We start from the raw sequence: 25,207 nt of genomic DNA on the forward strand, positions 1-25,207 counted from the left end.
GGGACACGTGCCCTGAGCGGGCTACCATGGGGGCCAAGACAGAAGAATCAAGACAGAAGACCAAGGCAGCCGGCCAACGAAGTCATGCGGACTACCATGCCGACCCAGCGAGAGGTCAACGTGCACGCAAAGAACGACCGAAGCACATTCCTTTCGACCTTGCCGGCCACGCAGAGCGATCGTACTGCAGCATTGGCGATCGTCGGCATCTCCGCGATCCTGTTCGCGCTGGCCGTCCCATTCGCGCCTACGCCGCTGATACAGGTGCCGGCCTTCATCGGGAGCTATCAATCCGCTCTCGCTGTCTGCGACATCATCACTGCAGTGCTGTTGTTCTCGCAATTTGCGGTGTTGCGGACCCGCGCCCTGTTGTGGCTTTCAAGCGGCTATCTGTTCACGGCAACAGCCGCCCTGGTCCACGCGCTCAGCTTTCCCGGCCTTTTCGCTCCGAATGGGCTGTTTGGCGCCGGGCCGCAGACAACCGCCTGGCTCTACATGATCTGGCACGGCGGCTTTCCAGGGTTCGTGCTGGCTTATGTCTGGTGCAAGGGGGTGAACGGCGGAGTCGAAATCTCCGGTTCGACGCGAAACGCGATCATCGGCAGCTTGCTCGGTGTCGGCGCAGCAGTGGCGGCCCTCACCTGGATCGTGACCGCCGGGCACGGTCTGCTTCCGCCGCTGTTGAAGGCAGGCGGCGGCTTCACGACCGTGCAGGTAGGCGTGATCTCGTTCGTGTGGTCTTTGAGCTTTGCTGCCCTGATCGGTCTGTGGTTCAAGCGGCCACATGCGGTGATCGACGTCTGGCTCATGGCGGTGATGTGCGCCTGGCTATTTGATATTGCCCTATCGGGGATATTCAACAGCGCCCGCTACGATCTCGGTTTCTACGCGGGCCGCCTCTACGGGCTCTGCGCCGCAATCTTTGTGCTCGCGGTGCTACTGATCGAGAATGTCCGCCTTCAGGCCCACACGGTGGGCCTCGTCGGCCGGTTGCGCGAACAGTCGGCGTCGGATCGCGACTTCTACGGCAAACGCCTCGCGCTGTATGGCGCCGTCGTCGAGTCCTCCAACGATGCGATCATCACCGAGTCGCTCGACGGCATCATCACCGGTTGGAACAAGGCTGCCGAGCACCTGTTCGGCTATTCTGCCGCCGAGGCCGTCGGCCAGTCGATCGACCTCATGGTGCCCGAGGACCGCAGGGCCGAAGCCAGGGGAATTCTCAACCGCATCAGCAGCAACGAGTCGATCGCCCAGCACGAGACGGTCCGCCTCCGCAAGGACGGCCGTCTACTTCACGTCGTCCTGAATGTCTCGCCGCTGCGATCGGACAGCGGGCAAATCATCGGTGCATCCAAGATTGCCCATGACATCACCGAGGAAAAGCAATCGCGCGAGAAGCTGCGGCGCGAGATCGAGGAGCGTGAGCGCATCTTCGAAACCTCGCGCGACCTGATCCTTGTCACCGACGGTTTTGGTAATTTCATCCAGGTCAGCCCGAGCGTGAAGGACATTCTCGGCTTGAGCCCGGAGGACATGATCGGGCATAGCGCGACCGACTTCATCCATCCCGACGACCTCGAGAAGACGCGGGCCGAGATGCGCGCGGCGCGCCGCGGCCAGACCAAGCGCAGCTTCGAGGCGCGCTACTACCACTATGACGGTCACGAGGTCTCACTGAACTGGATGGGAACCTGGTCGGAGCCTGTGAAGCGCCATTTCTTCATCGGTCGCGACCTGACCGAGAAGCAGGCTGCGGAAGCCCAGTTCCGGCAAGTGCAGAAGATGGATTCGATCGGCCAGCTGACCGGCGGCGTCGCCCACGATTTCAACAACGTGCTCACTGTCATCACCGGCACGATCGGTATCCTGGCGGACGCGGTGGCCGATCGACCCGAGCTCGCCGCCATCACCAAGCTGATCGACGATGCCGCCGAGCGCGGCGCGCAACTGACCAAGCATCTGCTCGCCTTCGCCCGCAAGCAGCCGCTTCAGCCGCGCGAGATCGACGTCAACGCGCTGACGCTCGAGGCCGCCAAGCTGCTGCACCCGACGCTGGGCGAGCAGATCACCATCCTGCCGCAGCTCACCGAGGATGCCTGGCCCGCTCTGGTCGATCCGGGCCAGCTCTCCACCGCGATCCTCAATCTGGCGCTGAACGCGCGCGATGCGATGCCCGACGGCGGCACGCTGGTGCTGGAGACCCGCAACATCTTCCTCGACGACGGCTATGCCAGCATGAACCCCGACGTCGTCGCCGGCAATTACGTGATGATCGCGGTGAGCGACACCGGCTCGGGCATACCGGCGGACCTGATCGAGCGGGTGTTCGACCCCTTCTTCACCACCAAGGAAGTCGGCAAGGGCACCGGCCTCGGCCTGAGCATGGTGTTCGGCTTCGTCAAGCAATCCGGCGGCCACATCAAGATCTACAGCGAGGAAGGCCACGGCACGAGCGTGAAGATCTACCTGCCGCGTTCCACCGGCGTGCAGGAGACCGAGTACGAGTCGCTCCAGAACGTGCCCATCACCGGCGGCAACGAGAGAATCCTGGTCGTCGAGGACGACGCGCTGGTGCGGCAGTATGTCATGACCCAGGTCAAGAGCCTCGGCTATACCGCGCTCGAAGCGGCGAACGCCGCCGAAGCCCTCGCCATCATCGATGCCGACAAGGACGTCGACCTGCTCTTCACCGACATCATCATGCCGGGCAACATGAATGGCCGCCAGCTCGCCGACGAGGCGGCGCGGCGGCGCCCCGACCTGAAGACGCTGTTCACCTCAGGCTATACGGAAAACGCCATCGTCCATCACGGCCGGCTCGATTCCGGCGTGCTGCTGCTGGCAAAGCCCTACCGCAAATCGGAGCTTGCCAAGATGCTCAGGACGGCGCTGGCGAGTTGAGCGGGCCGCTCGCCTGCGCTATCGCTGAAGGCGACGCAGCGGAGTGCCATCCTTGAAAAACCTCCTCACCGATATCGCCGGCGTCCGCGTCGGCCACGCCCATGATGCAAGACTCGCTTCAGGCGCGACGGCGATCGTGTTCGACCAGCCGGCGGTGGCGGCGATCGACATCCGTGGCGGCGGACCCGGGACACGCGAGGCCGCGTTGCTCGATCCTGCCGGCACGGTCGAACGCGTTGACGCGATCGCACTGTCCGGCGGCTCCGCCTTCGGGATCGAGGCCGGCGGCGGCATCCAGGCCTGGCTTGCCGAGCAGGGCCGCGGTTTCCGCGTGCGCGAGGCGCTGATCCCGATCGTGCCGGGCGCGATCCTGTTCGATCTGCTCAACGGCGGCGATAAGGCGTGGGGTCGCTTCGCGCCCTATCGCGATCTCGGCTATGCCGCAGCAGTTGCCGCCGGGATGGATTTTGCGCTCGGCAGCGTCGGCGCCGGCTTTGGTGCCACCACCGCGACATTCAAGGGCGGGCTCGGCTCGGCCTCCGCCGTCACCAGCAATGGCGTGATGGTCGCGGCGCTCATCGCCGTCAATGCGGTCGGCAGCGCCACCGTCGGCGACGGACCGTGGTTCTGGGCGGCGCCGTTCGAGGTCGACGGCGAGTTCGGCGGCCGCGGGCTGCCTGACAAATTTACCGACGACATGCTCAAGATGCGCATCAAGGGCGGCCCCGCCGCAACCGAGCGCGAGAACACGACGATCGGCATCGTCGTCACCGAAGCGGCGCTGACCAAGCCGCAGGCCAAGCGGCTGGCGATGATCGCGCATACCGGCTTTGCGCGCGCGATCTATCCGGTGCATGCCCCGACGGACGGTGACGTGCTGTTTGCCGCCGCGACCTGTGCGAAGCCGATCGATCCGGTCGCAGGCCTCACCGAGCTCGGCATGGTCGCAGCCAACGTGGTTGCGCGCGCGATCGCCCGCGGCGTCTACAGCGCGACCGCGCTGCCGTTCCCCGGCGCGCAGCCGGCGTGGAAGGATCGGTTTGGCTAGGGCTTCAGAGCGCGCTTACACGCTCATCGACATCGATGAAGCCGCGGATCCCGCTGCGGTCTGCGCCTGGCGCTGCATCATCTGGCCGAACCAGTCATAGGGCGAATTGCCGCCCCCCGACGCGCTTGAAGAGCTGGAGGCGCCCGGCACGGTCGTCGTCATCTTGAAGCCATCGGCATAGGTGACGGTGGTGGTGGTCGAGCCGTCGGCGCCGGTCGACGTGGTCGAGGTCGACCCGCCGCTCGACGATGACGACGAGGAATCGGAGTTGCTGCCGGACGCATCGCCCGAGCCGCTCGCGGCCTGCGCATGGTGGTGGCCGCCATGATGTCCGCTGCCCTTCAGCGCCTTCGACATCTCGTCGAGGCTGGCGCTGCCGTCGGAATTGCCATCGAGCTTGGAGAACACGTCGTCGGCCTGTGCCAGGTTGGTGCCGCCGGCGCCCAGCGCGTTCTCGAATTCGGACTTGCTGATCTGGCCGTCGCCATTGGCGTCGAGCTGCGAGAACAGATCCTTCAACGCATCATCCCGGCTCGTCGATGTCGAGGACGTCGAGCTCGCCGATGTGGAGCCGGTCGAGCTGCTCGTGCCGTCCGACGACTGGCTTTGCGCGGCAATCAGCGCGCTCATCGTCTCCGGCGAGATCTGCGCGCAATTGCCGGAATTGACCGATGACGTCGCGCCACTGCTCGTGCTGTTGCTGCTGGTGTCGATTGCGAATGGATCGGTCGCAGCTCGCGACGATCCGGTCTTCTGGGTCGACGACGAGGATTTCGAGCTCGTCAGCGATTGAATGGCATCGAGCGCACTCGAGACGGCGCCAAGCGCAAACAACATTGCACAACTCCAACCCATGCGGCATGCCGCGGCCAATGTTCTGGCCGTCAGGTCAGCAAGCGTCGTGCCAGCGCGAAAAGCTCAATGAAATCCGTATCCGCCGCACTCTCCGGGATCGGGGAACATCGGCAATTCATGCCGCCGAGGGCAGAATTTTCCCGCCCACAGGAAGCCCATCCCCCTGCATTGCCGCGCCGAGGGGCCCATGTTAGGCGAGGCCATTCGCCCTTCGGCCGCCACGGGAAACCGCGCCATGACCCAAGCCTTCGCCCGCCGCCCCCTGGCTATCGCGCCCTCGATCCTGGCCTCGGATTTCTCGAAGCTCGGCGAGGAGGTTCGCGCGGTCGACGCCGCAGGCGCCGACTGGATCCATCTCGACGTGATGGACGGCCACTTCGTGCCCAACATCTCCTACGGCCCCGACGTTATCAAGGCGATGCGCCCGCACACCAAGAAGGTGTTCGACGCGCATCTGATGATCTCGCCCTGTGATCCCTATCTCGAGGCCTTTGCCAAGGCCGGCTGCGACCACATCACCGTGCATGCCGAGGCGGGCCCGCACTTGCACCGCTCGCTCCAAGCGATCCGCGCGCTCGGCAAGAAGGCCGGCGTCTCGCTCAATCCTGGCACGCCGATCAGCGTGCTCGAATATGTGCTCGACCTGGTCGACCTCGTGCTGGTGATGTCGGTCAATCCGGGCTTCGGCGGCCAGGCCTTCATCCATTCGGCGATCGGCAAGATCAGCGACATCCGCGCGATGATGGCCGGCCGGCCGATCGACATCGAGGTCGACGGCGGCGTCGGCCCCGACAACGCGGGCGCGCTCGCAGCCGCCGGCGCCAATGCCCTCGTCGCCGGCACCTCCGTGTTCAAAGGCGGCACGCAGGACGCCTACAAGACCAACATCGCAGCGATCCGCAACGCGGCGCTCGGGGCCCGCGGCGAAGCGATCTGAAGCACCGCTACGCGCCCGCAAACCTGCGGTCCTTGCGGGTGTTGCGACGCGCAATGCCTAAAATTGCAACCACGACCCGTACTCCTCCGGGCTTCCCTGATTCGCGCAAATCACCGCTAGTGATTCCTGCCTGATTGGACAGGAGCACATCATGACGACGACCCTGGTTTGGACTGGCGTGGCGTTGTGGATCGGTTTTTGCGCGTTCGTTGTGTTCGGCCCGTCGGCCGGACCGGTAAGGGCCCCGGCGCGTTCGACCCGCATCATCGGCCGCAACGGCTATCGGGCCTGATGCCATGCAGATCGCCCTCGTCAAGCGTCAGCCGAAACGCAGGTGCCGCATCCCGCGCCGTCCGCATCCAAATCTCGATTATTTCTTCGGCCGGCTTGAACGCACCGAGGGCAAGATGGTCGACGATCCCCGCGCCGAGACGGCGGACCTGGACCACCCGTTCCGGTCACCGTTCCGGCATTGAAATCTTCTCCTGGACCAGTCTGATGAAACCGCACTGCCCGAACTGCCTGAAGGAAATGACCAAAGCGTCGGCGTCGCGTGACCTCTTCACCTGCGAACCCTGCCGCGAGATCATTCAGTATTTCGGCGGCAGCGCGGATCACGGCGAGGCTGGCCCGCACTTCACCTGGCCGATCCGCCGCAAGCGCTCGGGCCAAGCCGCCCACGCGGCCTGATCCATCTAACCCGCGGCCTCGTCCGCATCAGCCTCGCCGGCATCCGCAGCCATCCGCGGCGGCCGCACCACGGTGACGGTGCAGCTGGCCTCCGCAGCCACCTTGGCCGAGACGCTGCCGAGCAACGTGCGCCGAAACGAGCCCTGTCGCGCGCCGATGATGACATGGTCGACCTGGTTGACCTCGGCGAACTCCAGCAATGCAGCCGCGGGATCGACGGCCTCAAGCACATGAACCGACAGCCGGCTCTCGTCCAGCTTCAGGGGCGTCGCCCAGTGCCGCAGCGCGACAAGGCGGTCGATGTGCTTGTTGGAGCCCTGTTCGTCCAGCGTCTTGTCGACGGCAATGCGATTGAGCTTCAACACATTGACACAGGCGAGCCGGGCTGACGGCAGCGTCGCCAGGATGCGCTCTGTGGTGACTCGCAGCGACTCGTTCAATTCCGGCGCACCCTCCGCCGTGTCGAGCGCGACCGTAACGATCGGGCTCATCGCAATTTGCGTCGCAAGATCCGATCTCGCACCCGACGGCTTGACGTCGGGATTGAAACGGCGCCGCCAGGCGACACTGAGGGGGTCGCGCTTCATCCGCTCCGCGCGCGCGGTGAGCTTGACCTGGTCCGGATGGGTCAGATCGAAGGCGAGCTGGGCCGCTGTCGGATAGCGCCAATCCGGCTCGATCTCGAGACACCGCAGCACCACCTCCTGGAGCCAGGGCGGATAGTCGCTGCGTAGCGCACGCGGCGGATAAGGATCGCGCCACAGCCGGCGCCGCATCGCGCGCAGCGTCTCACCCTCGCCGAATGGACGTTCGCCGGTGGTGAAGAAATAGAGCAGCACGCCGAGCGAAAACAGATCGCTGCGGGGATCGTCGCGCACCCCCAACAGCCGTTCCGGCGCCATATAGGGCGCGGTGCCGTAAGGCAGGCGGAACTCCGCCTGCATCAGATCGGGCAGATGATTATGATGCGACAGGCCAAAGTCGATCAGCACGGCCTCACCATTATCGCGGAACATGATGCTGCTCGGCTTGATGTCGTGATGGATCACGTTCTGCCGGTGCAAATCAGCGAGCGCGGTCGCGATCTTGGCGACGAGCAGCCGAACTTCGTCGTAAGGCAGCGGCAGGTCGGGCAACCGCTTGTAGAGCGTTGTCCCCGAAATTCGCTCGATCACGGCGTAGGCCTGATGCGCGAAATCGCCGGTGCCGTAGCAGTGCGGCACATGCGGCCCTGTCAGCCGGGGCAGGATCATCATCTCCATCTCGAAGGAGACGATCGCCGCCGGGTCCTCGCCCTCGGACGCCCTTGGGATCTTCATCAGCAGCCGGGCGTCAATGCCGGCATGGGTGACGGTCCAGAGCGTCGCCATGCCGCCGGCATGAACGCATTCGCCAATCGTGTAGCCGTCGATCACGGCGCCGGGTTTGACCATGGGTTTCGGCATCGGCCTTTAGCGCCCCTCCGATAGCCGGTCTGCGAGCCAGTGCGGCAGGCCGTTCTCCCGAATCCGGTTCGCCGCGCTCGCCACGTCGTAGGGGGCGCGGCAATACGTGATCTGGCATGAGGTCGTATCGAACAGCACGAACGCCGCCGATGGATCACCGTCGCGCGGCTGACCGACCGCACCAAGCACGGCGAGCCATTGCCGCCCGCGCAGGAGCGGCATGGAAATATCGGTCTTGGGCACGAGGCCCGTCATCTTCGCCGTGACCGACATCGAATAGAGCGCGGGACGGTGAATGTGGCCGCAGAAGGTCACGTGGGCGGGGGTCGATATCAGGCTCTTGGCAGCGTCCGCCGTCGAGCGAATGTAGTGCCAGCGCTGGGGATGAGAGGCTTCCGAGTGCACGAACAGACGGTCGCCGTCCTCGACGAGCATCGGCAGCTCGGCAAGAAACCGGCGCTGCGCGATGTCGAGCCGCCCGCGCGTCCATTCGATCGCGATCTGCGCCTCATTGTTCATGGTCTCGGACGAGGAGTTCACGGCCTGGTCGTGATTGCCGCGAACGGCGACGGCGCCCTGGGCGACCAGCTCCATCGCGGTATCCACGACCCATTCCGGATCGGCACCATAGCCGACGAAATCGCCGAGCATGACAAACCGCTCTGCGCCCTTCGCGCGGGCCACCTTCAGGCACGCCTCGAACGCCTGCCGGTTGCCGTGGATATCCGAGAAGACAGCGAGAAGCACGCACCCTCCACCCTCAAATTCTTGAGGCCGATAAAGCCGATTTGAGGGAGGTCAACAAGATGCGCCAGCGCCGGGCGGTTTACCAGTGCCGCGCAGCGCAATGGTGAAGAGGCTATTGCTCGTCCTTGGGCGGCATCCGGGGTGGCGGCAGCGGCGTGAACACCGCTCCTTGCGCGCCGGCCGGCGGGGCACTGAACTCGCCGGTGGAGGAATCGCCGCCGCTGGTCTCGAGAATAGCTTTGGGCGTCACATATTCCCGGACCATGTCGATCAGGCTGCCCTCGCCGCCGCCAAAATCGGCCGCGCGCCCGCCTTGCGGGTGGCCCGCAGCGATCTCGTTCTCGGCTGCATGGGTCTTGTCGGCCAGAGTGTCGTTGTAGGGGACACGGAAGGCGCGCGGAATGCCGCTCGGACGGTGATCCTCGTCGAGCTCCTCGACCCACAGATAGATCGAGCCGGGATCGCCCTCCAGCGAATGCGGCTCGACGATCCGCGCCTTGAGCAGCTTGAACGCGGTGGGCAGCCTGTCCGTGCTGGCCCAGCCGAGCAGCCCGCGCATTTCCGAGAAGCTGACGACATAGAAGGCGCTGGTCACGACCACCGCGACCGCCTTCAGCGACCAGTGCAGCCGCGCATAGACCAGCACGACCAGCAACAACGCGCCGATCACGGCATAGGCGACCGACAGCGTGAGGATGACCGTCGGCAAATTAATCACGGCGTATCCTCACACCGGTCTTGGGGTCGACGTCAGCGCCGTTGCGCCAGGTGCTGCGGAAGGTTTCCAGCAGCGATTTCGGCCGCTGGTCCACATTGACCACCTTGCCTTCGGCATCGAGCCGGAACCGCACCGCGGTCTTCTCGTCACCGGTGTGGTCGAGCGTGAACTTGTTGTCGAAGACCACCTGCGCGGTCGGATTGAGCTTCTGCACCTTCACATTGGCCGTAACAGGCTCGCCGGTCGTGGCGACGAAATGCGAGACGTTGACGGTGTATTCGCCGGCGACGATGCCGCGCACCGTCACGATCTCCTCGCGGATGGGCGAGGCGATCTTCTTGCCGTTGACCATGATGAAGTCGTTGGCCCCGCCGCGATCGTCGCGATCGAGCGTGAGGAAGCCGGCCTCGCGGTGGCGATACCAGGCGATGTTGCCGGCGGGGTCCTGCACGAACAGGTCGAGATCGTCAGGGTGATTGTCCGGCCAGTCCAGCGTGATCATGAACTCGGCCTTGGAGTCGATCTTGCCCTCCTTGGCATCGGGCGAGACCGCGAGCAGCGCGAGGAAGAACAGGAAGGCGACCACCTGGAGCGCCTTGAACAGCATCACGCCCAGCGGATCGAACGGCTCCTCGCGCGGATAGAGGCCGAAATCATCCATCATGACGGCGTTCCAGCGCCTTTGCGCTCCAGGACAGGCGTCACATAGGTCTCCGTCAGCACCACGGCATCCGAGAACACCCGCTGGGTCGCGGAATCGAGCATGTAGTACTGGATGCGGACCAGGATCGAGCCGACGAGGCCGGCGAGAGTCGTGTACATCGCAACCGCCATGCCGTCGCTCATCAGCCCCATCGAGGAGCGCATCGCGACCTTGTCCGCGGCATCCAGTCCGGCAATCGGCGCCAGCATGATGATGAAGCCGATGATGGTGCCGAGCAGGCCGAGCTTCATCAGCGTATCGGAGACGAAGGCACCGAACCCGTTGGAGCCGCGCAGGCGGTCGGCAAGCGTCCGCAACAGCAGCGTCTGGTCGACCGGGCGGTAGTCCTGCGCGGCGGCCTTGGTCACGAGACTGTCGATGTGGTCCCGCACCAGCCCGCGCGGCAGCACAGGCGTGCTCGCGTCGAGCACCTTGCTGCCGTCGGGCGCCGCCAGCACCGCGCGGCAGCGCCGCGCCGCAGCACCTTCACGGGCAATCGCCCGTGTGCGCAGGAAGCAGTGACCGCAGGTCAGGACATAGAGCACCGCGATCACGCTCGAAATGTAGGTCCGGTCCGAGGTCAGCATCAGATGGATCAGGCCGAACCGCCACAGCAGCACGACGGCAAAGATCGACAGCCCTGTGAAGATCATCCAGAACAGCAGCGCGCTGCGCTCGGATGGGTCAGTCGCGGTGTTCGCGATCGGTCCAATCGTCATCGAACTCATGCTGCACTGCTCCTGACCTGCAGGGATTGGCCTGCGACGATTGGCTTGTAAAGAATCCTTGCCGATTAGATCAAAGCCGCCGCACCAGGTCCAAAGACCCATGCCCAATCCGGCTTGGGAAATTTGCCCGAGCCGCGCTCCGGCCCAAACCCCGCAATTGGCAAGGCGCGGCGACGTTGTTAGGCTGAGCTTACCAAACTTTGGGGTGATCGCATGCGCCTCGTGCTTCAGCTTGTCGCCCGCCTGCTCCTCATCGTTGCGCTCTGCCTGGGCGCCGCGACCATATGGGCCACGTTCGATGCCTATCGCAGCATCGACCGGGCGACTGCGGCCTCCGCGCAGCGGGTCGCGCAGGCGCTTCAGGCACTGTACTGGCATGAGCTCTTGCTGCGCAGCAGCAGAATGCGCGAGCATCTCGTGCCGGTTCCGGAGTGGCGGACGCTGGAGACGATGAAGCTGATCTCGCCCGGCGTCTGCGTCGAGTTCCAACCGGCGACCGCATTCGAAAAGCCACTGTGCGGCCAGAGCCAGGGCATCGGCAGGGCGCCGCCGCGCTGGTTCGCGTCGATCGTGCCGACCTTCCTCGGCAGCCACGCCGAGGTGGTGCGGCCCGTCAGCCCGCGCGCCGCTGCCGCCGGAACGGTCGTCGCGACGCCGGACGAAGCAGCCGCAATCTTGCTCGCCTGGGAGTACATCCTCAACGTGATCGACGTCGCGCTGCTGATGGCGGCGGCGATCGCGCTGCTCGCTTCGCTTGCGATCGCACACACGCTGGCTCCGGCGCGCGCCATCGTGACGGCCCTGCAACGCATGGCGCGCGGCCAGTACCGCACCAAGCTGCCGCGCTTCCGCTCCATGGAGCTTGGGATGATCGGCGGCGCCGTCGAGAAACTCGGCAGCCGGCTGGAAGAATCCGTCGAGCAACGGGCGGCGCTGACGCGGCGCCTGATCGAGATCCGCGACGATGAACGTCGCGCGCTCGCCCGCGAGCTGCACGACGAGTTCGGACAAAATCTTTCTGCGATCCTCGCCTTCGCCAACACGATCGAGACCGCGAGTCCGAAAGACGGGGATCATGGCATCGCGCAGGACGCGCACATGATCTCGCAGGCTACGCACCATTTGATGGCTTCGCTGCGCGATGCGCTGAAGCGCCTGCGCAATCCCCTGCCCGAGGAGCTCGGGCTGGAAGCGAGCCTCGTCAACCTCGTCGACAGCTGGCGCTCGCAGAGCGCGACGCAGCCGACGATCCAGCTCGACCTCAAGGGCGACCTCACCGACATCAGCGGTCCGGCTGCCACGACCGCCTATCGCGTCGCCCAGGAATGCCTGACCAACGCGCTGCGCCACGGTGCGGCCCGCGAGATCTTGTTGCACGTCGAACGGTGCGCGGGCGAGGACGATGCGCTTCTGATCCGCGTCGAGGACGACGGCGGCGGCGATGCGGCACGCGTGGCGCGGTCGGCCGGCTTCGGACTCACCGGCATCCGCGAGCGCGTGACGGCCGCCGGCGGCTCGCTGTCGATCCTGCCCGCGAGGCACGGTCTCAGCGTCGCCGCGACAATCCCGCTCGCTGCATGAGGCGGCCATGAGCGAGGTCGCAGCAACAGGCATCTCGGTGCTGCTGGTCGACGACCATCCGATCGTCCGCCAAGGCTATCGGTGCGTGCTGGAGAGCCAGGGCGATCTCCACGTCGTGGCGGAAGCCGACAACGCCGCGGATGCCTATGGCGCCTTCAAGACGCATGATCCCGACGTCGTCGTGATGGACATCTCGATGCCCGGTGCCAGCGGCCTCGAGGCGATCCGCAACATCCGCGCGCGCAATCCGCGGGCGCGGATCCTCGTCTTCACCATGCACAACGAGGCCGTGCTGGTGAAAGCCGCGTTCAGTGCCGGCGCTTCCGGCTTCGTCACCAAGAGCAGCGCCCCCTCCGCCGTCGTCAACGCCATCCGCAGCGTCGCCCGCGGCGAGCGGGCCATGAGCGACGACATCGCGCATGTGCTGGCCGAGGACAGCCTGTCGACAGGCTCAGCGCTGGATCAGCTGGGCGAGCGCGAGATCGAGATTTTGCGCCAGTTCGCCGGCGGCGCCACCACCGAAGAGATCGCGACGCATCTCAATCTCAGCGTCAAGACGGTCCAGAATTATCACTACTTGATCAAGACCAAGACTGGCACACGCACGGATGCGCAGCTCGTCCGGCTGGCGGCAGCTTGCGGGCTGACGAAGATCTAGCAGCGGGACTGCCGGATTTCCGGGTCCTTCAATCTGCTGAACGCAATGGAACGCAGGCCATCCAACCCCGGTTAGTAGCGGAGCGGAGGAGTAACACGCCATGAGTAAAGCTCATCACAAGGCAGTCGACCATCCCACCGTCATCACCGTAGGCGAGCTGATCGACCAGCTTTGCCGCTTGCCGGACACGGCTGTTGTCCAGTTCCGCTGTCCTATGCTCGATCAGGAGCTGACATTCTACCGCCTCCGAAAGCAGTCGAAGGACGTCGTCGAAATCGCGGTCAGTGCATATCCGGAGAGCCCGCCGGTCGTCCCGTCGTCCGACGGCACATTCCACCCGCGAAGGCACGCCACATCCTCGTCCGCGCCCCGCAACGGCGGAGCGCTTCAAGCCAAGAGGGTAAGCTAGGAGGAGCGCTTCTAGGCCGCCTTCAGCCCACGCAGCAACAGGGCGAGCGTCGTATCGACGCGCGCGGGCAGCTCGGCATCCTTCCATTCGTCGGCATGGGCCGGATGGTGGAAGCGGCAGGTCGCATCGAACAGGGCACGTGCGGTGGTCTTGACGTCGGTCACTTCGAACACGCCCTGCTTCACGCCATCGGACAGGATCGCTGCGATCTGGTCGATCATGGTGTCCTTGTGACACTTGACCGCCGCGCAGGCCTCGCGGGCCAGCGTCAGATAGGTCTCGAACATCTCGGGGTCCTCGAGCACGCGTGAACGCTTGGCCGCGAACAGCGTGCGAAGCCAGCGGTCGAGCCGCGCCGGCGCAGGGCCCTGCTCCTCGGCGATGGCCAGGAGCGGCGCGTCAATACGGTCGAGCCAGCGCTTGGCTACGGCCTCACGCAGCGAGGCCTTGCTCGGGAAATGGCGATAGACGCTGCCGTGGCTCACATCGAGCGCACGGGCAACGTCGACCACTGTGGCCTTGGCAAGTCCGTAGCGCCGCAAGACGTCCTCGGTGACTTCGAGGATTCGCTCCGGCGTCAAGATAACGGCTTCGTTCATGCCAGCACCATATTCCCCGTTCAGGGTCCAGTTACCCGGCGATGGATGCTTACCGAAGCGCCCACACCGGTCGGTTCGGAAAGCTCTCGCTTTAATGAGGCAGTTTTGCAGCCTGCGCCGCGATCTGGCGCGCTACCAGTAAATTGAGCCAATGCCCAATCGTCCCGGTGAGATTGATGATTTCGGTCGTCATTGTCGCAAGTCTCCAATCATTGGCGGTCCCCATTATTCAATTTCGACCCTCGATCCTCATTTGTTGGGACTCTGGGCTTCCGGGATGCCGCCAGACGCCCAATCGGAGCGTCCGAGAACGGATATACACGTCTCTATGACAGATTTCAATATCTGTCAGTCAATGATCCGTGATTGACAGTTAATATTTGCGGGTCGCCCTGCCAGCCGACCCAGCCCGGGCCGCCGCCCGCCGCCTGCCGCATCGGGAGCCGAAAACACCCATCATCCCCCGCCACCTTGCCGTACCCTTTGTTTGGCCCTCCCCCTCTGCCAAATCACGGCGTAAAAAGCATTTTGACCAGCGCCACCCCCTAAAGCCGCCGCCCACCTCCTCGGCGGGTTACCCTGCGCTCACCCGCCCTACGAAGAAGAAACGGATCCTCCCCATGCCCATCGTCAACCGCATCGCCGCCCTCTCCGACGAAATGGCCGCCTGGCGCCATGACTTCCACGAGAATCCGGAGCTGCTCTACGAAGTCCACCGCACCGCCGGCATCGTCGCCGACAAGCTTCGCGAGTTCGGCTGCGACGAGGTGGTCACGGGGATCGGCCGCACCGGCGTGGTCGGCGTGATCCGCGGCCGCAAGTCCGGCTCCGGGAAGGCTATCGGCCTGCGCGCCGACATGGACGCGCTGCCGATCGTGGAAACCGCCGATGTGCCCTACGCCTCGAAGATCCCGGGCAAGATGCACGCCTGCGGCCATGACGGCCACACCGCGATGCTGCTGGGCGCCGCAAAGTACCTCGCCGAGACGCGCAATTTCGACGGCACGGCGGTCGTGATCTTTCAGCCCGCCGAGGAAGGTGGCGGCGGCGGCAAGGCCATGGTCGAGGACGGGCTGATGACGCGCTGGAACATCGACCAGGTCTACGGCATGCACAACATGCCGGGCCTCGCCGAGGGGCATTTCGCGACCACGCCCGGTCCGCTGCTCGCCTCTTCCGACAACATCCGCATCACCGTGCACGGCAAGGGCGGCCATGCCGGCGCCACCCCGCACCAGGCGATCGACAGCGTCTTGATCGGCTCGCAGATCGTCAACGCGCTGCAATCGATCGTCGCGCGCAACGTCGATCCGCTGAAATCGGCGGTGATCTCGGTCACGCAATTCCACGCCGGCACCGCCTTCAACATCATCCCCGAGACCGCCGAGCTCAGCGGCACCGTGCGCACGCTCGACCCCGACGTACGTGATCTCGTCGAGCGCCGGATCGGCGAAGTCGCCGAAAGCGTCGCCCGCGCCTATGGCGGCTCGGCGGAAACGAAATACACGCGGATGTATCCGGTGACCTTCAATCATGCGCGCGAAGCCGGCGTCGCCGCCGACGTCGCCCGCGGCATCGTCGGTGCCGACCGCGTCAACGACAAAATCATTCCGATGATGGGCGCGGAGGATTTCTCGTTCATGCTCGAAGAGCGGCCCGGCGCAATGGTGCTGGTCGGCATGGGTGACAGCCCGGCGTGCCACCACCCGGCCTACGTCTTCAACGACAACATCCTCGGCCACGGCGCATCGTTCTGGGTGCGCCTGATCGAAACCGCGATGCCGGTGGGGTAGCGTCGGTCTCGTCGGGTGGGCAAAGCGTAAGCGTGCCCACCACTGTGCTCCGCTGCGAATGGTGGGCACGGCGCTTCGCGCCTTTGCCCACCTTACGACTACCTGCTTCTCACCCCTGATATTGCAGCACGTGCATGCCGGCGTTCCAGTCGCTGACGAACATCATGCCGTCGGGCCGGACATAGGCGTCACAGGTCTTCGCCGCGAGCGCGACGTTCGGGCGAGGGTCGACGAGCTTGTTCGGCGTCGGCGGCACCCAGTACGCGATCTCCTTCGGCGCAAAGGCATCCCTGACATCGAACACTCTCACGCCGGCATTGTTATAGGTCGCGAAAATCGTCTCCTCGCTCTGGAATGAGCCCGGACGGTTCTCGTGCAGATTATGCGGGCCGAAGGTACCGTTCGTGCAGAAATCGCGGTCGCGCGGCGTCGGCAGGGTTGCGATCGGCACCGGGTTTTCCGGCGCGCGGACGTCGAGCACGAATGTATGGAACAGGCCCTTGGCGCATTGATCCGCGTTCGCTTCATCCGCGACGATCGCAAGCTGACGCTTCGGCAGCGGCAGCGGCGTGTGCGTGCCGCCGGCAAAGGGCGGCGACCAGTTGATGTGGGACAGCAGTTTTGGATTTGTGGGATCGCTGATGTCGTGGATGGTGAAGCCACCATCGCGCCAGGCGGCATAGCCGCGATCACCCGCCGTGATCATGTGATGGAGCGCGAAGCGCTTGCCCTTCGGCGTCGCCGGCTCGCCGGCCGCGCGGTTCATGCCCGGCAGCCACCATTTTGCGACGATCTCCGGCTTGGTGATGGTCTTGAGGTCGACCACGCAGAGGATGTGGTCGGTGAATCCATCGAAATGCGCCGACACATAGGCATAGCGGCCGCCCGGCCACCAGAGACGGTTGATGCCAAAGCCGGGTATTTCGAGGAATGCGATCTCGCGCATCTTGCCGGGTTTGGAGATGTCGTGAATGGAGAGGCCCGAGCGGAATTTCTTCGCCTTGGTGATGCTGTCGACCAGCGTGTTCTCGAAATAGCCGCGCATATTGTCGTAGGACTGCATCGCGACGATATTGGCGCCGTTTGCAAGCAGCAGCATGTCTTCGGCCACCTGGAGATGGTGGGTGCGGGTGTATTGTCCCGCCGTGAAGAAATTGACCGGCTTCAGCGCACGCGGATCGGAGGCGTCCAAAATCGTCACGCCGTCGCTGAACATGTGCCCGACATAGATGTGCTGCCGGTTTAACATCACCTGGACGCTGTCGGGCCGTCCGCCGATGTCGCTGTAGGAGATGTGCTGGATGCCCTTACCGATGCCTTCAGGGGGAATATCCGGCTCTGCAGCCCGCGCCTGGCTCGACCACCCGGAGAGCGCAGCGGCTCCGAACACGCCCGACAATTGTTGAAGGTGGCGGCGGCGAGAGACTTGGCACATCGGTTTCCCCCAGTGTTTTTTTGGGGATGATGCGCGCTCGTGGCGAGGCATGCAAGCCTTGCGCGCTCCTACGCCTGCACGACCTCGTGCCGCATCACTAACGGCGCGAGCAGCGTGTGCACCTTGAACACGCGCACCGCGGAGCCCATCATCGGACCACCGAGCGTAGGCCCATCGGCTCACCCGCGCTCATCGCGCGAGATGCGGTCTGGTCTGACGCAAGAGGCAGGGTGAACTGGAAGACGGCGCCCCGAGGCTCGTTTGGGCCGGCCCACATCCGCCCGCCATGCGCCTCGATGATCGAGCGGCAGATGGCCAGGCCCATCCCCATACCTGTGGGCTTGGTGGTGTAGAAGGCGTCGAACAGGCGCTCCATGTTCTGCGGATCCAGCCCCGGACCGGAATCCCGCAAGGTGACGTGCACGCCGTCCGATCCATCTCTGCCGGTGCTGATCAGCAACTCGCGTCCTCCCTCGCCGACCGCGGCCATCGCCTCGATCGCGTTGACGATCAGGTTGAGCACCACTTGCTGAAGTTGAACCCGATCTGCCTGAATGGGTGGCAAGCCCTCGTCAAATTGCGTTCGCACCGAGACGCCGTTCTTGAACGCTTCACTGCGTGTCAGCGCGATGACCTCAAGCACCGCCTGGTTGATCTCCAGATTCTCCTTTTGCGGGGGAGCATTCCTGATGAGCGCCCGGATCCGACCGATGATGTCGCCGGCTCGCATGCCGTCATTGGTGATCCAGTCGAGCGTCTGTCGCACCCGCTCCAGATTTGGCGGTTGAGCCTCCAACCAGTTCAACCCGGCCTCGGCGTTCGCCACGATCGCGGCGATCGGCTGGTTGACTTCGTGGGCAATCGAAGCGGTGAGTTGCCCCATCGTAGTGACGCGATTGGCGTGCGCGAGCTCCATCAAGGCTTCACGGTAGCGCCGCTCGTGTTCGCGGCCTTCGGCTTCAGCCCGCTTGAGAGCCGTCAGATCGAGGACAAAACCGACGCCATTATCCGTACCTTCTCCAAACATGGTCCCGCCGATCAGCACCGGCACACGGCTTCCGTCCTTCCGCACATACTCCTTCTCGAATGGGTGGGCCGTCCCGACCCGCTTCAATTCCGCCACGGTCTGCAAGTCGCGGTCGCGCCATTCCGGCGGTGTGAGATCGGTCCGATGCAAGCGTCCTGAGGCGAGATCCTCCCGGTCGTATCCCACGATGCGCAGGAACGCATCATTCGCCTCGAGAATGCGCCCCTGGACTTCCCAGATGATGATGCCGATGATGTTGGCATCGAACAGGCGCCTGATCTTGATATCTCGTGCTGCAAGATCACTCTGGAGCTGGATGTTCTCCTCGGTCGCCTTTCTCCGCCGCTTCGCTTCGAGCCGCGCGAGCGCCAGCGCCGCTCCGGCCAGCGCGACGACGAGGACAACGGCGCCGGCGATCAGCCAGGTCCAGCGTCGCTCGAATGCTTCGGCACGCGCCTCCCGGTTGGCGAGCCGAAAGCGCTCGTGATCCACCATCTGGTCGATTTGCGAGCGGATCTCGTCCATGCTGCGGATCATTGCCAACGCGGCCTGCCCGGACGTGCCGGCCGTCTTCAGCAGCTCGTCGATCTCGCGCAGCGTGGCTGCAACTGTCAGTGCCAGATGTCCGGCCCGAAGGCCCTGCAACGGATCGTCCGCGACCAGCGTCTGCAGCGCCTGAGCTTCCCGTCGTACACTTTCGTCAGAGACGCCGTAGGCCTTGAGATAGGCGGGGTCGAGGGTCATGAGATACCCGCGCCTTTCGGTCTCGAGCTCCGCGACGATCGCCCGCAGCCGATCGAGCGTTTCGAGTACCTGGCGGCTATGCTCGGTGAAGTGATGAGCTGCTTGCCGCTCCTGCCAATATTGCAGGCCAAGGAAGCCGGTCGCGACAAACAGGGTCAAAAGCACTGCGACCGCAAGGATCAGCGGACGAGCAAACCACCGCAGATAATAGCCCGGAGCAAGGACTGACATTGGCCGTGGATCTTCGACGCGCGTCGGACCGGAGCGTTGCTGGAACGATAGCATGGGCGCTCCGCGCAGGTGAGGGGAACCAGCCATTCGCTGGACACTCCACTGGCGCCGAAATCCGCCAGTTGGCGGAGCACAATGTCACGGGTGACGTCTCCCTTGTTGTAATTGACTGCCCGCAATTAGGAGCGCCAACATGGTGCCGGCCGGAAACTCAGGGAGCGGTGGGGTGCCAACCAGCCGTCGGAGCTTCGTCAAGGGATTGGGCGCGGCGGGAGCCGTCTTACCGGCAGTCGGGCTGTTGCCAGGGCGGGGCCTGGCGGAGGATGCCCCCCCGGCCGATGCCGGCGCCGCGATCGACTGGAAGCAATTTGCGGGACAGACGGTCGCGCTTTCGGGCGCGATCCATCCGTGGTCGAATGCGATCACGCCGCTGTTGCCGGAGTTCACCATACTCACCGGCATCAATGTCACCATCGATTTCCAACTGGAAACCACGTATCTCGGCGCGCTGCCGATCAGGCTCGCCCGCGGCAGCAGCACGCCTGACGTCTTCATGTTCACGACCTATGGCCAGGGCATCTCGAATGGATGGCTGGAGCCGCTGAACGGCTATTATTCCCAGAAGTCGCTGACCGATCCCGCCTGGTATGACGAGAGCGACCTGCTCAAGACGGCCCGAGCCTTCCCGCTGTGGTCGGACGGCGAACGGTACGCCGTTCCGATTACCTCAGAGGCGATGACCCTGTTCATCAACCGAGATGCGATGGCAGCGAAGGATCTGCCTGTTCCCCAGACTTTCGAAGAGCTGCTTACCACCGCCAAGGCGGTCAAGGCCAACGGGATCTCGGGGATCGCCATGCGGGCCCAGGCCGGCGGCAATTCCTCCCCGCCGGCCATGGGCTTCGTGTTCTCCTACGGTGGGGCCATGGTCGAGCACAACAGGGTCGCCTTCGCGAGCCCGGAGGCGATCGCGGCCGTCGAGATGTACGGTCAGCTGCTCAGTCAGGCCGGGCCCGCCGGCGTTGGCAGCTATGAGTGGTACAACGTGCTGGATGACTTCCTCCAGGGACGGACGGCCATGGCCATCGACAGCAGCAACTTCGCGACCGACATCTCCAATCCTGCGAAAAGCCGTGTCGCTAAGCAGGCCGGCTTTGCAAGCTTTCCGCATCTCGCCGGTCGCGAACCCGTTCCCTTCATGTCGCACTGGCAGGCGTGCATCAATTCCAAATCCCGAAACAAGCGCGCGGCTTTCCTGTTCCTGCTCTGGGCGACGAGCAAGGCGACCTCGCTGCGGACTGCTGCAGCGGGACTGGCGACGACGCGCGTGTCGGCCTGGTCGAGCGATGGCTTCAAGAAGGCGTTCGGCTCGCAAGCCGCCGAGGCGGCGTTGACCAATCTGCAGAATGCCGATGTCGACCGTGCCAAGGCGATCCTTTTCCATGCGCAATCGCGACCGATCCTGGACGCCTTCATGATCGGCGTGAATGAAGTGGTCAACGGGGCAAAACCGGCGAAGGATGCGATGACGGGCGCGGCCGAAAGGGCCAACGCGGCGATCCGCGGCTAGTGGCGAGGCATTGTCCAATCGGAAGTGTTGGGGCCGTGCCATGCACGGCCGCACTTAGCCGAACACCACCTCGTGCCGCATCACGAACGGTGCAAGCAGTGTGTGCACCTCGCCGGCAACGATTTCGCGCTGGTCCGCCGGAAGCCCCGCAAGCGTGACGGTTGCGATCGAGCCGTGGCTGCCATGGGCGCCGACCTTCACCTTGCAGTCGATGCCGCGCGCGATCAGCGGCGCCAGCACCTTGGTGAACACGCGCTGCGCCGCATCCCAGCGCAGTTGCGGCTTGAACACCTTGCCGACGCCGGTCACCGGCATCGGGTCGATCGGGATGACCTGCACCGGAACGGCGGCGCGCTCCGGCGTGCGCTCGCGCACCCACGACTCGAGCTCGCCGGGCTCGACGGACGCGCCGGGCTTCAACTGCACATAGCCCACAGGCAGCTCGCCGGCATATGCGTCGGGTTGGCCGACCACCGCGGCGAAGCCGACCGCGGGATGGCGGAACATGATCTCCTCGATCGGCGCCGGATCGATGTTGTGACCGCCGCGGATCACGAGGTCCTTGGCGCGGCCGGTGATCCAGAGATAGCCATCGGCATCGAGCCGGCCGAGATCGCCGGAATTGACCCAGACCTCATCGACAAAGGCGCCCTTGTTGTGGGCGTCGTTGAGATAGCCGCCGAACACGCCGGGCCCGGCCATGATGACGACGCCGATCTCGTCCGGCTTGCAGTCGCGGATCAGGCGGCCATCGGCGTCGAGCTGCACGATGCGCACCCGCGAATAAGGCATGGGCAGGCCGACCGAGCCGAGCCGGATCGGCCGTGACGGATAGGCGAGCGTATGCACGCTCGAGGTCTCGGTCATGCCGTAGACCTCGACCACCGGCAGCTTGAGCTTTTCCTGGATCGCCGAGCCGACGGCAACCGGGATCGCCGAGCCGCCGCCGGCTGCATATTTCAGGCTGGAGATGTCGGCATTGCCGGGCGGCACCGCGAGCGTAGCGGCGAGCACCGTCGGCACGCTCGACAGCGCTTCCGGCTTGAAGCGCTCAACCAGGCCCCAGATGTTCTTCACCGCGTTCGGATTGCGCCAGCCGCTCGGCGACAGCACGACCAGCGAGCCGCCGCTCGACAGCGTCAACAAGACTTGCGTCAACGATCCGCCGACATGGAACAGCGGCATGCCGAACAGAAGGTTGGAGCCCGGCTTCGGCTTCAGCAGCAGATTGAGCGCCCAGGCTTGATAGACCTGATTGGCATGGGTGTGCCGCACCAGCTTCGGTGTGCCGGTGGTGCCGCCGGTGTGGAAATACGCCGCGATGTCGCGGCCCGCGATCTTGCGCCCGCTGACAAGCCGGTCGGACGGCTGCTGCTTGATCAGGTCGTTGAACGCAAAAATTCCGTTGGTGGGATCGCCGCCGCCGGCCACCTGCACGATCGCCTTGAGGTGCTTGAGCTGCGGGCGGATCTGCTCGACCTTCTGCCAGATGTCGGTGCCCGGCATCGGCCCGAGTGCCACCAGGATTTTCGTGTTGGCCGCTTCCAGAATCTCCGCGATCTGGTGCGGCTCGAGCAGCGGGTTGACGGGATTGGCGATGCCGGCAGCCTCCGCACCGAACAGCGTCACGAAGGCATCGGGCAGCAGCGGCAACATGAAACTGATGACGTCGCCCTTTTCCGCGCCGAGCGCGTGAAACATGTTGGCGGCTTGCGTCGCGCGCGCGATGAAATCGCGGAAGGTGACCACGAGCGGCGTATCGGCCGGATCGGCATTTTGCAGAAACTGGATCGCCGCCCCGTCGGGGTTGCGCGCAGCCCCGAGCTTGATCGCATCATAGGTGCTCTCGGCCGCGACACGGTCCACGTAAGGGACCTGCTCGAAGGCCCGGACCTCCTCGTCCGTCAAAAGCTCCGGATAGTCGTTGCCGATGAGCCGATCGAGCGCGTGGATGCCCGCCATGGAATTCCGTCCTCCCTCAGATGCATGTCCTCGCCCCTGTCTTTTGACATTTGGTTTGGCAAGGCCTCGACCGATTGGCCGGCCGAGCGCAGACAGAATGATGGATGATTTGGCGTTCGTCCATGACCTAACGGCTACGGCCGTAGCACTGGGGTGCGCGGCGTTTGAACCTCCGTGCCCGATCCGGGGACCAAGAACATGGGTCGGATTCGCCTGCCAGCGTCCTGCCGCAAGACTTGAGGTGATCATGACCACGCCACCGCGGGGCCGCGCCGCACGGCCGATCGTCGCACTCGCCATGACGTCGGCGATCATCGCAGCGGCGATCGCCCTGCCTCGCGCCGCGCTCGCCGATGACCAGTTCGACAAGATGCGCGCCAGGATCGTGGCCTTCGTCGGCGACAAGATGGAAAAGCAGGGCGGGTCGCGCATCATCTACAGGGTGGACAGCTTCGCCCTGCGCGAGAGCGTCGTCACGGATCTGCGCGACGACGTCTACAAGAACCTGCACGACGGCCATATCGCCTTCTCCAATCTTGCGATCCGCGACGGCGGCGTCGACGTCAAGATCGCGGACGCCAAAGGCCGCGATCAGCTCGCGCGCAAGCTCGCCGCAGCCGCGGACGGACTGCCCTCGCATGCGCTCGCCGTGACCGATGGCGGCAACGGAGCGGTCAGGCTCGCGCCGACCGATGCCGTATCCGTTGCACGGCTGAATGAACTCGTCGAAGAGTCCATCGCCATGATCGAGCAGCGCCTCAAGGATTCCGGCGTCAAGCTTGCCAGTGTCGCCCCTGACGGGGCCGACCGCATCCGCATCTTTCTGCCTGGCGTGACCGAACCCGAGCACGTCACCGCGATCTTCGCCCGGAAGGTCAAGGTCAGCTTCCGCCTGATCGATGCCTCGATGTCACCGGAGCAGGCGCAATCCGGCACGCCGCCCGAAGGCTCGGAAGTCCTGCTCGGCTTCAAGGACAAGCAGCCCTATCTGGTCGCCAAGGACAGTGTGCTCGACGGCGAGGACATCAACTATGCGGCGCCCGGCTTTGCAGCCGGCACCAAGGACCCGGTCGCCTCGTTCCGCTTCAACGGACGCGGCACGCGGCGCCTCGCCCACGTAACGGAAGAGGACGTCGGCAGATCCTTCGCCATCGTGCTCGACGACAAGGTGATCTCCGCCCCCGTGATCCGCGAGCCCATCACCGGCGGCTCGGTCCAGATCTCCGGTAATTTCACCCTCGAGGAGGCCAACAGCGTCGCCATGCTGCTCCGCGCCGGCGCGCTGCCCGGGCACCTCACGCTCGTCGAGCAGCAGGTCATCCAGCCGACCGCCAAGCCCTGAGGCGGAGATAGCCCCGCGCCCCCGCCGCCAGGGCGCCCAGGTCCGTCCAAAGTGCGTTCGCGACGCCCAAGCCCGCGCCCCGGTGGCCCCGAATCACGGGCCGCACCGAGGTCATACGCGCAACCAACGGGCAATTGCCGAAATGCCCGTTCAGGCTAAAATTTGCCTCTTGCAGCATGACGGCCGAAGGCTTCATTCAATCCGTCGTCATTCGATTTCGGCTATACGAATACCAAGCAGGACAGAAAGCCTTACGCAGGGATAGTACCATGCCGTCCGGCAGTGCAGACATTTCCTCGATCCTCGACCGCATTCTCGACGCGGCCACGGACAATCTGAGGATCGCGAAGATCCTGGTCCAGATGGGCCTCGATCCCAACAACGTCACCTACGACGCAATCTTCAACCGGCTGCTCGAGATCTTCGTCCACAACATCACGCTGGCCAACATGTTCGCCGCAGTCGGCGCCGGCTTCTTCGTCGCCACCCTGCTGATGCGGACGATGGTGCCGCTCCGCGTCGCCAACATGGTCGGCTGCGCCTTCTTCGCCATCTTCGGCGCGCTCTCGGCCAATGTCTCGACGTTCCTGCTGTATCTGCTGCTGCTTCCGATCAACGCCTTGCGCCTGCGGCAGATGCTCAAGCTGGTCAAGAAGGCGCGCCATGCGGCCGAAGGCGACATGTCGATCGAGTGGCTCAAGCCGTTCATGACCGAGCGCAAATATCGCCACGGCGACACGCTCTTCAAGCTGGGCGATCCGGCCAAGGAGATGCTCCTCACGGTCACCGGCAAGTTCCTGGTCAAGGAGATCAACGTCGAGATCGGGCCCGGCGCGCTGATGGGTGAGCTCGGCTTCCTCACGCCGGACAACCGGCGCACCGGAACGATCGAATGCACCGAAGACGGCCAGGTGCTGACGATCACCTATGACCGCCTGCTCGAGATCTACTTTCAGGATCCGCAATTCGGCTACTACTTCCTGGTGCTGACCAGCCAGCGCCTGCTGCAAAACATCGATCGCCTGCAGAAGCAGCTGGCCGCAGCACAGGCGGCGACCACGAACAGGATCGCCTGATCACC

23 protein-coding genes are annotated in these 25,207 nt (G+C 64.7%); 13 read left to right on the top strand and 10 right to left on the bottom strand.

Annotation, left to right across the window (positions count from 1 at the left end; all coding sequences use genetic code 11):
• The first annotated feature begins 96 nt into the window (after positions 1-96).
• Together ABID59_RS15090 and ABID59_RS15095 are read left to right on the top strand one after the other, a co-directional pair.
• Positions 97-2,904: a PAS domain S-box protein gene (locus ABID59_RS15090; RefSeq protein WP_354083876.1), complete on the top strand. Its 2,808-nt coding sequence runs from the start codon at positions 97-99 to the stop codon at positions 2,902-2,904.
• Positions 2,905-2,956: 52 nt separating this feature from the next.
• Positions 2,957-3,952 (top strand): P1 family peptidase, encoded by a 996-nt coding sequence (locus tag ABID59_RS15095; RefSeq protein WP_148751501.1) that lies wholly within the window; start codon positions 2,957-2,959, stop codon positions 3,950-3,952.
• A gap of 15 nt (positions 3,953-3,967) precedes the next feature.
• On the opposite strand, the gene ABID59_RS15100 is transcribed toward ABID59_RS15095, so the two are convergent.
• Entirely contained in the window at positions 3,968-4,789 is an 822-nt protein-coding gene (locus tag ABID59_RS15100; protein WP_354083877.1) for an EF-hand domain-containing protein, read from the bottom strand.
• Between the two features lie 253 nt (positions 4,790-5,042).
• On the opposite strand from ABID59_RS15100, the gene rpe reads away from it, so the two are divergent.
• The 4 genes from rpe (at position 5,043) to ABID59_RS15120 (ending at position 6,434) form a co-directional block, all read left to right on the top strand.
• Positions 5,043-5,744, top strand: coding sequence for a ribulose-phosphate 3-epimerase (gene rpe, locus ABID59_RS15105; RefSeq protein ID WP_354083878.1), 702 nt, complete (start codon positions 5,043-5,045; stop codon positions 5,742-5,744).
• A gap of 151 nt (positions 5,745-5,895) precedes the next feature.
• Positions 5,896-6,036, top strand: coding sequence for a hypothetical protein (locus ABID59_RS15110; protein WP_187434870.1), 141 nt, complete (start codon positions 5,896-5,898; stop codon positions 6,034-6,036).
• Between the two features lie 4 nt (positions 6,037-6,040).
• Positions 6,041-6,220 (top strand): hypothetical protein, encoded by a 180-nt coding sequence (locus tag ABID59_RS15115; RefSeq protein WP_354083879.1) that lies wholly within the window; start codon positions 6,041-6,043, stop codon positions 6,218-6,220.
• Positions 6,221-6,242: 22 nt separating this feature from the next.
• Positions 6,243-6,434 carry a hypothetical protein gene (locus tag ABID59_RS15120; protein ID WP_354083880.1) on the top strand — a complete coding sequence of 64 codons (192 nt, stop codon included), beginning with the start codon at positions 6,243-6,245 and terminating at the stop codon, positions 6,432-6,434.
• Between the two features lie 5 nt (positions 6,435-6,439).
• On the opposite strand, the gene ABID59_RS15125 is transcribed toward ABID59_RS15120, so the two are convergent.
• The 5 genes from ABID59_RS15125 to ABID59_RS15145 form a co-directional block, all read right to left on the bottom strand.
• Complete coding sequence (locus ABID59_RS15125) at positions 6,440-7,879, bottom strand: serine/threonine protein kinase (RefSeq protein WP_354083881.1); 1,440 nt, start codon at positions 7,877-7,879, stop codon at positions 6,440-6,442.
• A gap of 6 nt (positions 7,880-7,885) precedes the next feature.
• On the bottom strand, positions 7,886-8,626 hold the full coding sequence (locus ABID59_RS15130) for a metallophosphoesterase family protein (RefSeq protein WP_148751495.1): 741 nt from the start codon (positions 8,624-8,626) through the stop codon (positions 7,886-7,888).
• A gap of 112 nt (positions 8,627-8,738) precedes the next feature.
• Positions 8,739-9,344 (bottom strand): hypothetical protein, encoded by a 606-nt coding sequence (locus tag ABID59_RS15135; RefSeq protein WP_148751494.1) that lies wholly within the window; start codon positions 9,342-9,344, stop codon positions 8,739-8,741.
• On the bottom strand, positions 9,337-10,008 hold the full coding sequence (locus ABID59_RS15140) for a DUF2135 domain-containing protein (protein WP_027534510.1): 672 nt from the start codon (positions 10,006-10,008) through the stop codon (positions 9,337-9,339). Before ABID59_RS15140 ends, ABID59_RS15135 begins: the two co-directional genes overlap by 8 nt.
• Positions 10,005-10,775: a MotA/TolQ/ExbB proton channel family protein gene (locus tag ABID59_RS15145; protein ID WP_354083882.1), complete on the bottom strand. Its 771-nt coding sequence runs from the start codon at positions 10,773-10,775 to the stop codon at positions 10,005-10,007. Before ABID59_RS15145 ends, ABID59_RS15140 begins: the two co-directional genes overlap by 4 nt.
• A gap of 213 nt (positions 10,776-10,988) precedes the next feature.
• Between ABID59_RS15145 and ABID59_RS15150 the strand changes: the two genes are divergently transcribed.
• The 3 genes from ABID59_RS15150 (at position 10,989) to ABID59_RS15160 (ending at position 13,423) form a co-directional block, all read left to right on the top strand.
• Positions 10,989-12,356: a sensor histidine kinase gene (locus ABID59_RS15150; protein ID WP_354083883.1), complete on the top strand. Its 1,368-nt coding sequence runs from the start codon at positions 10,989-10,991 to the stop codon at positions 12,354-12,356.
• Between the two features lie 7 nt (positions 12,357-12,363).
• Entirely contained in the window at positions 12,364-13,014 is a 651-nt protein-coding gene (locus tag ABID59_RS15155) for a response regulator (protein ID WP_354083884.1), read from the top strand.
• A gap of 100 nt (positions 13,015-13,114) precedes the next feature.
• Positions 13,115-13,423: a hypothetical protein gene (locus ABID59_RS15160; RefSeq protein ID WP_148751490.1), complete on the top strand. Its 309-nt coding sequence runs from the start codon at positions 13,115-13,117 to the stop codon at positions 13,421-13,423.
• 11 nt (positions 13,424-13,434) lie between these two features.
• Here the strand turns inward: ABID59_RS15160 and ABID59_RS15165 are convergent, their stop codons facing one another.
• Positions 13,435-14,022 carry a TetR/AcrR family transcriptional regulator gene (locus ABID59_RS15165; RefSeq protein WP_354083885.1) on the bottom strand — a complete coding sequence of 196 codons (588 nt, stop codon included), beginning with the start codon at positions 14,020-14,022 and terminating at the stop codon, positions 13,435-13,437.
• Between the two features lie 620 nt (positions 14,023-14,642).
• Between ABID59_RS15165 and ABID59_RS15170 the strand changes: the two genes are divergently transcribed.
• Positions 14,643-15,815, top strand: a complete 1,173-nt coding sequence (locus tag ABID59_RS15170) for a M20 aminoacylase family protein (protein WP_354083886.1) — start codon at positions 14,643-14,645, stop codon at positions 15,813-15,815.
• 109 nt (positions 15,816-15,924) lie between these two features.
• Here the strand turns inward: ABID59_RS15170 and ABID59_RS15175 are convergent, their stop codons facing one another.
• Positions 15,925-17,250 carry an LVIVD repeat-containing protein gene (locus ABID59_RS15175; protein ID WP_354083887.1) on the bottom strand — a complete coding sequence of 442 codons (1,326 nt, stop codon included), beginning with the start codon at positions 17,248-17,250 and terminating at the stop codon, positions 15,925-15,927.
• Positions 17,251-17,398: 148 nt separating this feature from the next.
• Complete coding sequence (locus tag ABID59_RS15180; protein ID WP_354083888.1) at positions 17,399-19,306, bottom strand: ATP-binding protein; 1,908 nt, start codon at positions 19,304-19,306, stop codon at positions 17,399-17,401.
• A 172-nt stretch (positions 19,307-19,478) separates the two neighbouring features.
• Here ABID59_RS15180 and ABID59_RS15185 point away from each other — a divergent pair, with 172 nt between their 5' ends.
• Entirely contained in the window at positions 19,479-20,822 is a 1,344-nt protein-coding gene (locus tag ABID59_RS15185; RefSeq protein ID WP_354083889.1) for an ABC transporter substrate-binding protein, read from the top strand.
• Positions 20,823-20,876: 54 nt separating this feature from the next.
• Here the strand turns inward: ABID59_RS15185 and ABID59_RS15190 are convergent, their stop codons facing one another.
• The gene (locus ABID59_RS15190) at positions 20,877-22,784 is read right to left on the bottom strand and encodes an acyl-CoA synthetase (RefSeq protein WP_354083890.1); all 1,908 of its coding nucleotides are present in this window, start codon (positions 22,782-22,784) and stop codon (positions 20,877-20,879) included.
• A gap of 247 nt (positions 22,785-23,031) precedes the next feature.
• Between ABID59_RS15190 and ABID59_RS15195 the strand changes: the two genes are divergently transcribed.
• Positions 23,032-24,126 carry a SecDF P1 head subdomain-containing protein gene (locus ABID59_RS15195; RefSeq protein ID WP_354033280.1) on the top strand — a complete coding sequence of 365 codons (1,095 nt, stop codon included), beginning with the start codon at positions 23,032-23,034 and terminating at the stop codon, positions 24,124-24,126.
• A 269-nt stretch (positions 24,127-24,395) separates the two neighbouring features.
• Positions 24,396-25,202 carry a Crp/Fnr family transcriptional regulator gene (locus ABID59_RS15200; protein ID WP_187434868.1) on the top strand — a complete coding sequence of 269 codons (807 nt, stop codon included), beginning with the start codon at positions 24,396-24,398 and terminating at the stop codon, positions 25,200-25,202.
• The last annotated feature ends 5 nt before the right edge of the window (positions 25,203-25,207 follow it).

It is taken from the genome of Bradyrhizobium sp. S3.3.6, assembly GCF_040546905.1.
Lineage (GTDB): Bacteria > Pseudomonadota > Alphaproteobacteria > Rhizobiales > Xanthobacteraceae > Bradyrhizobium > Bradyrhizobium cytisi.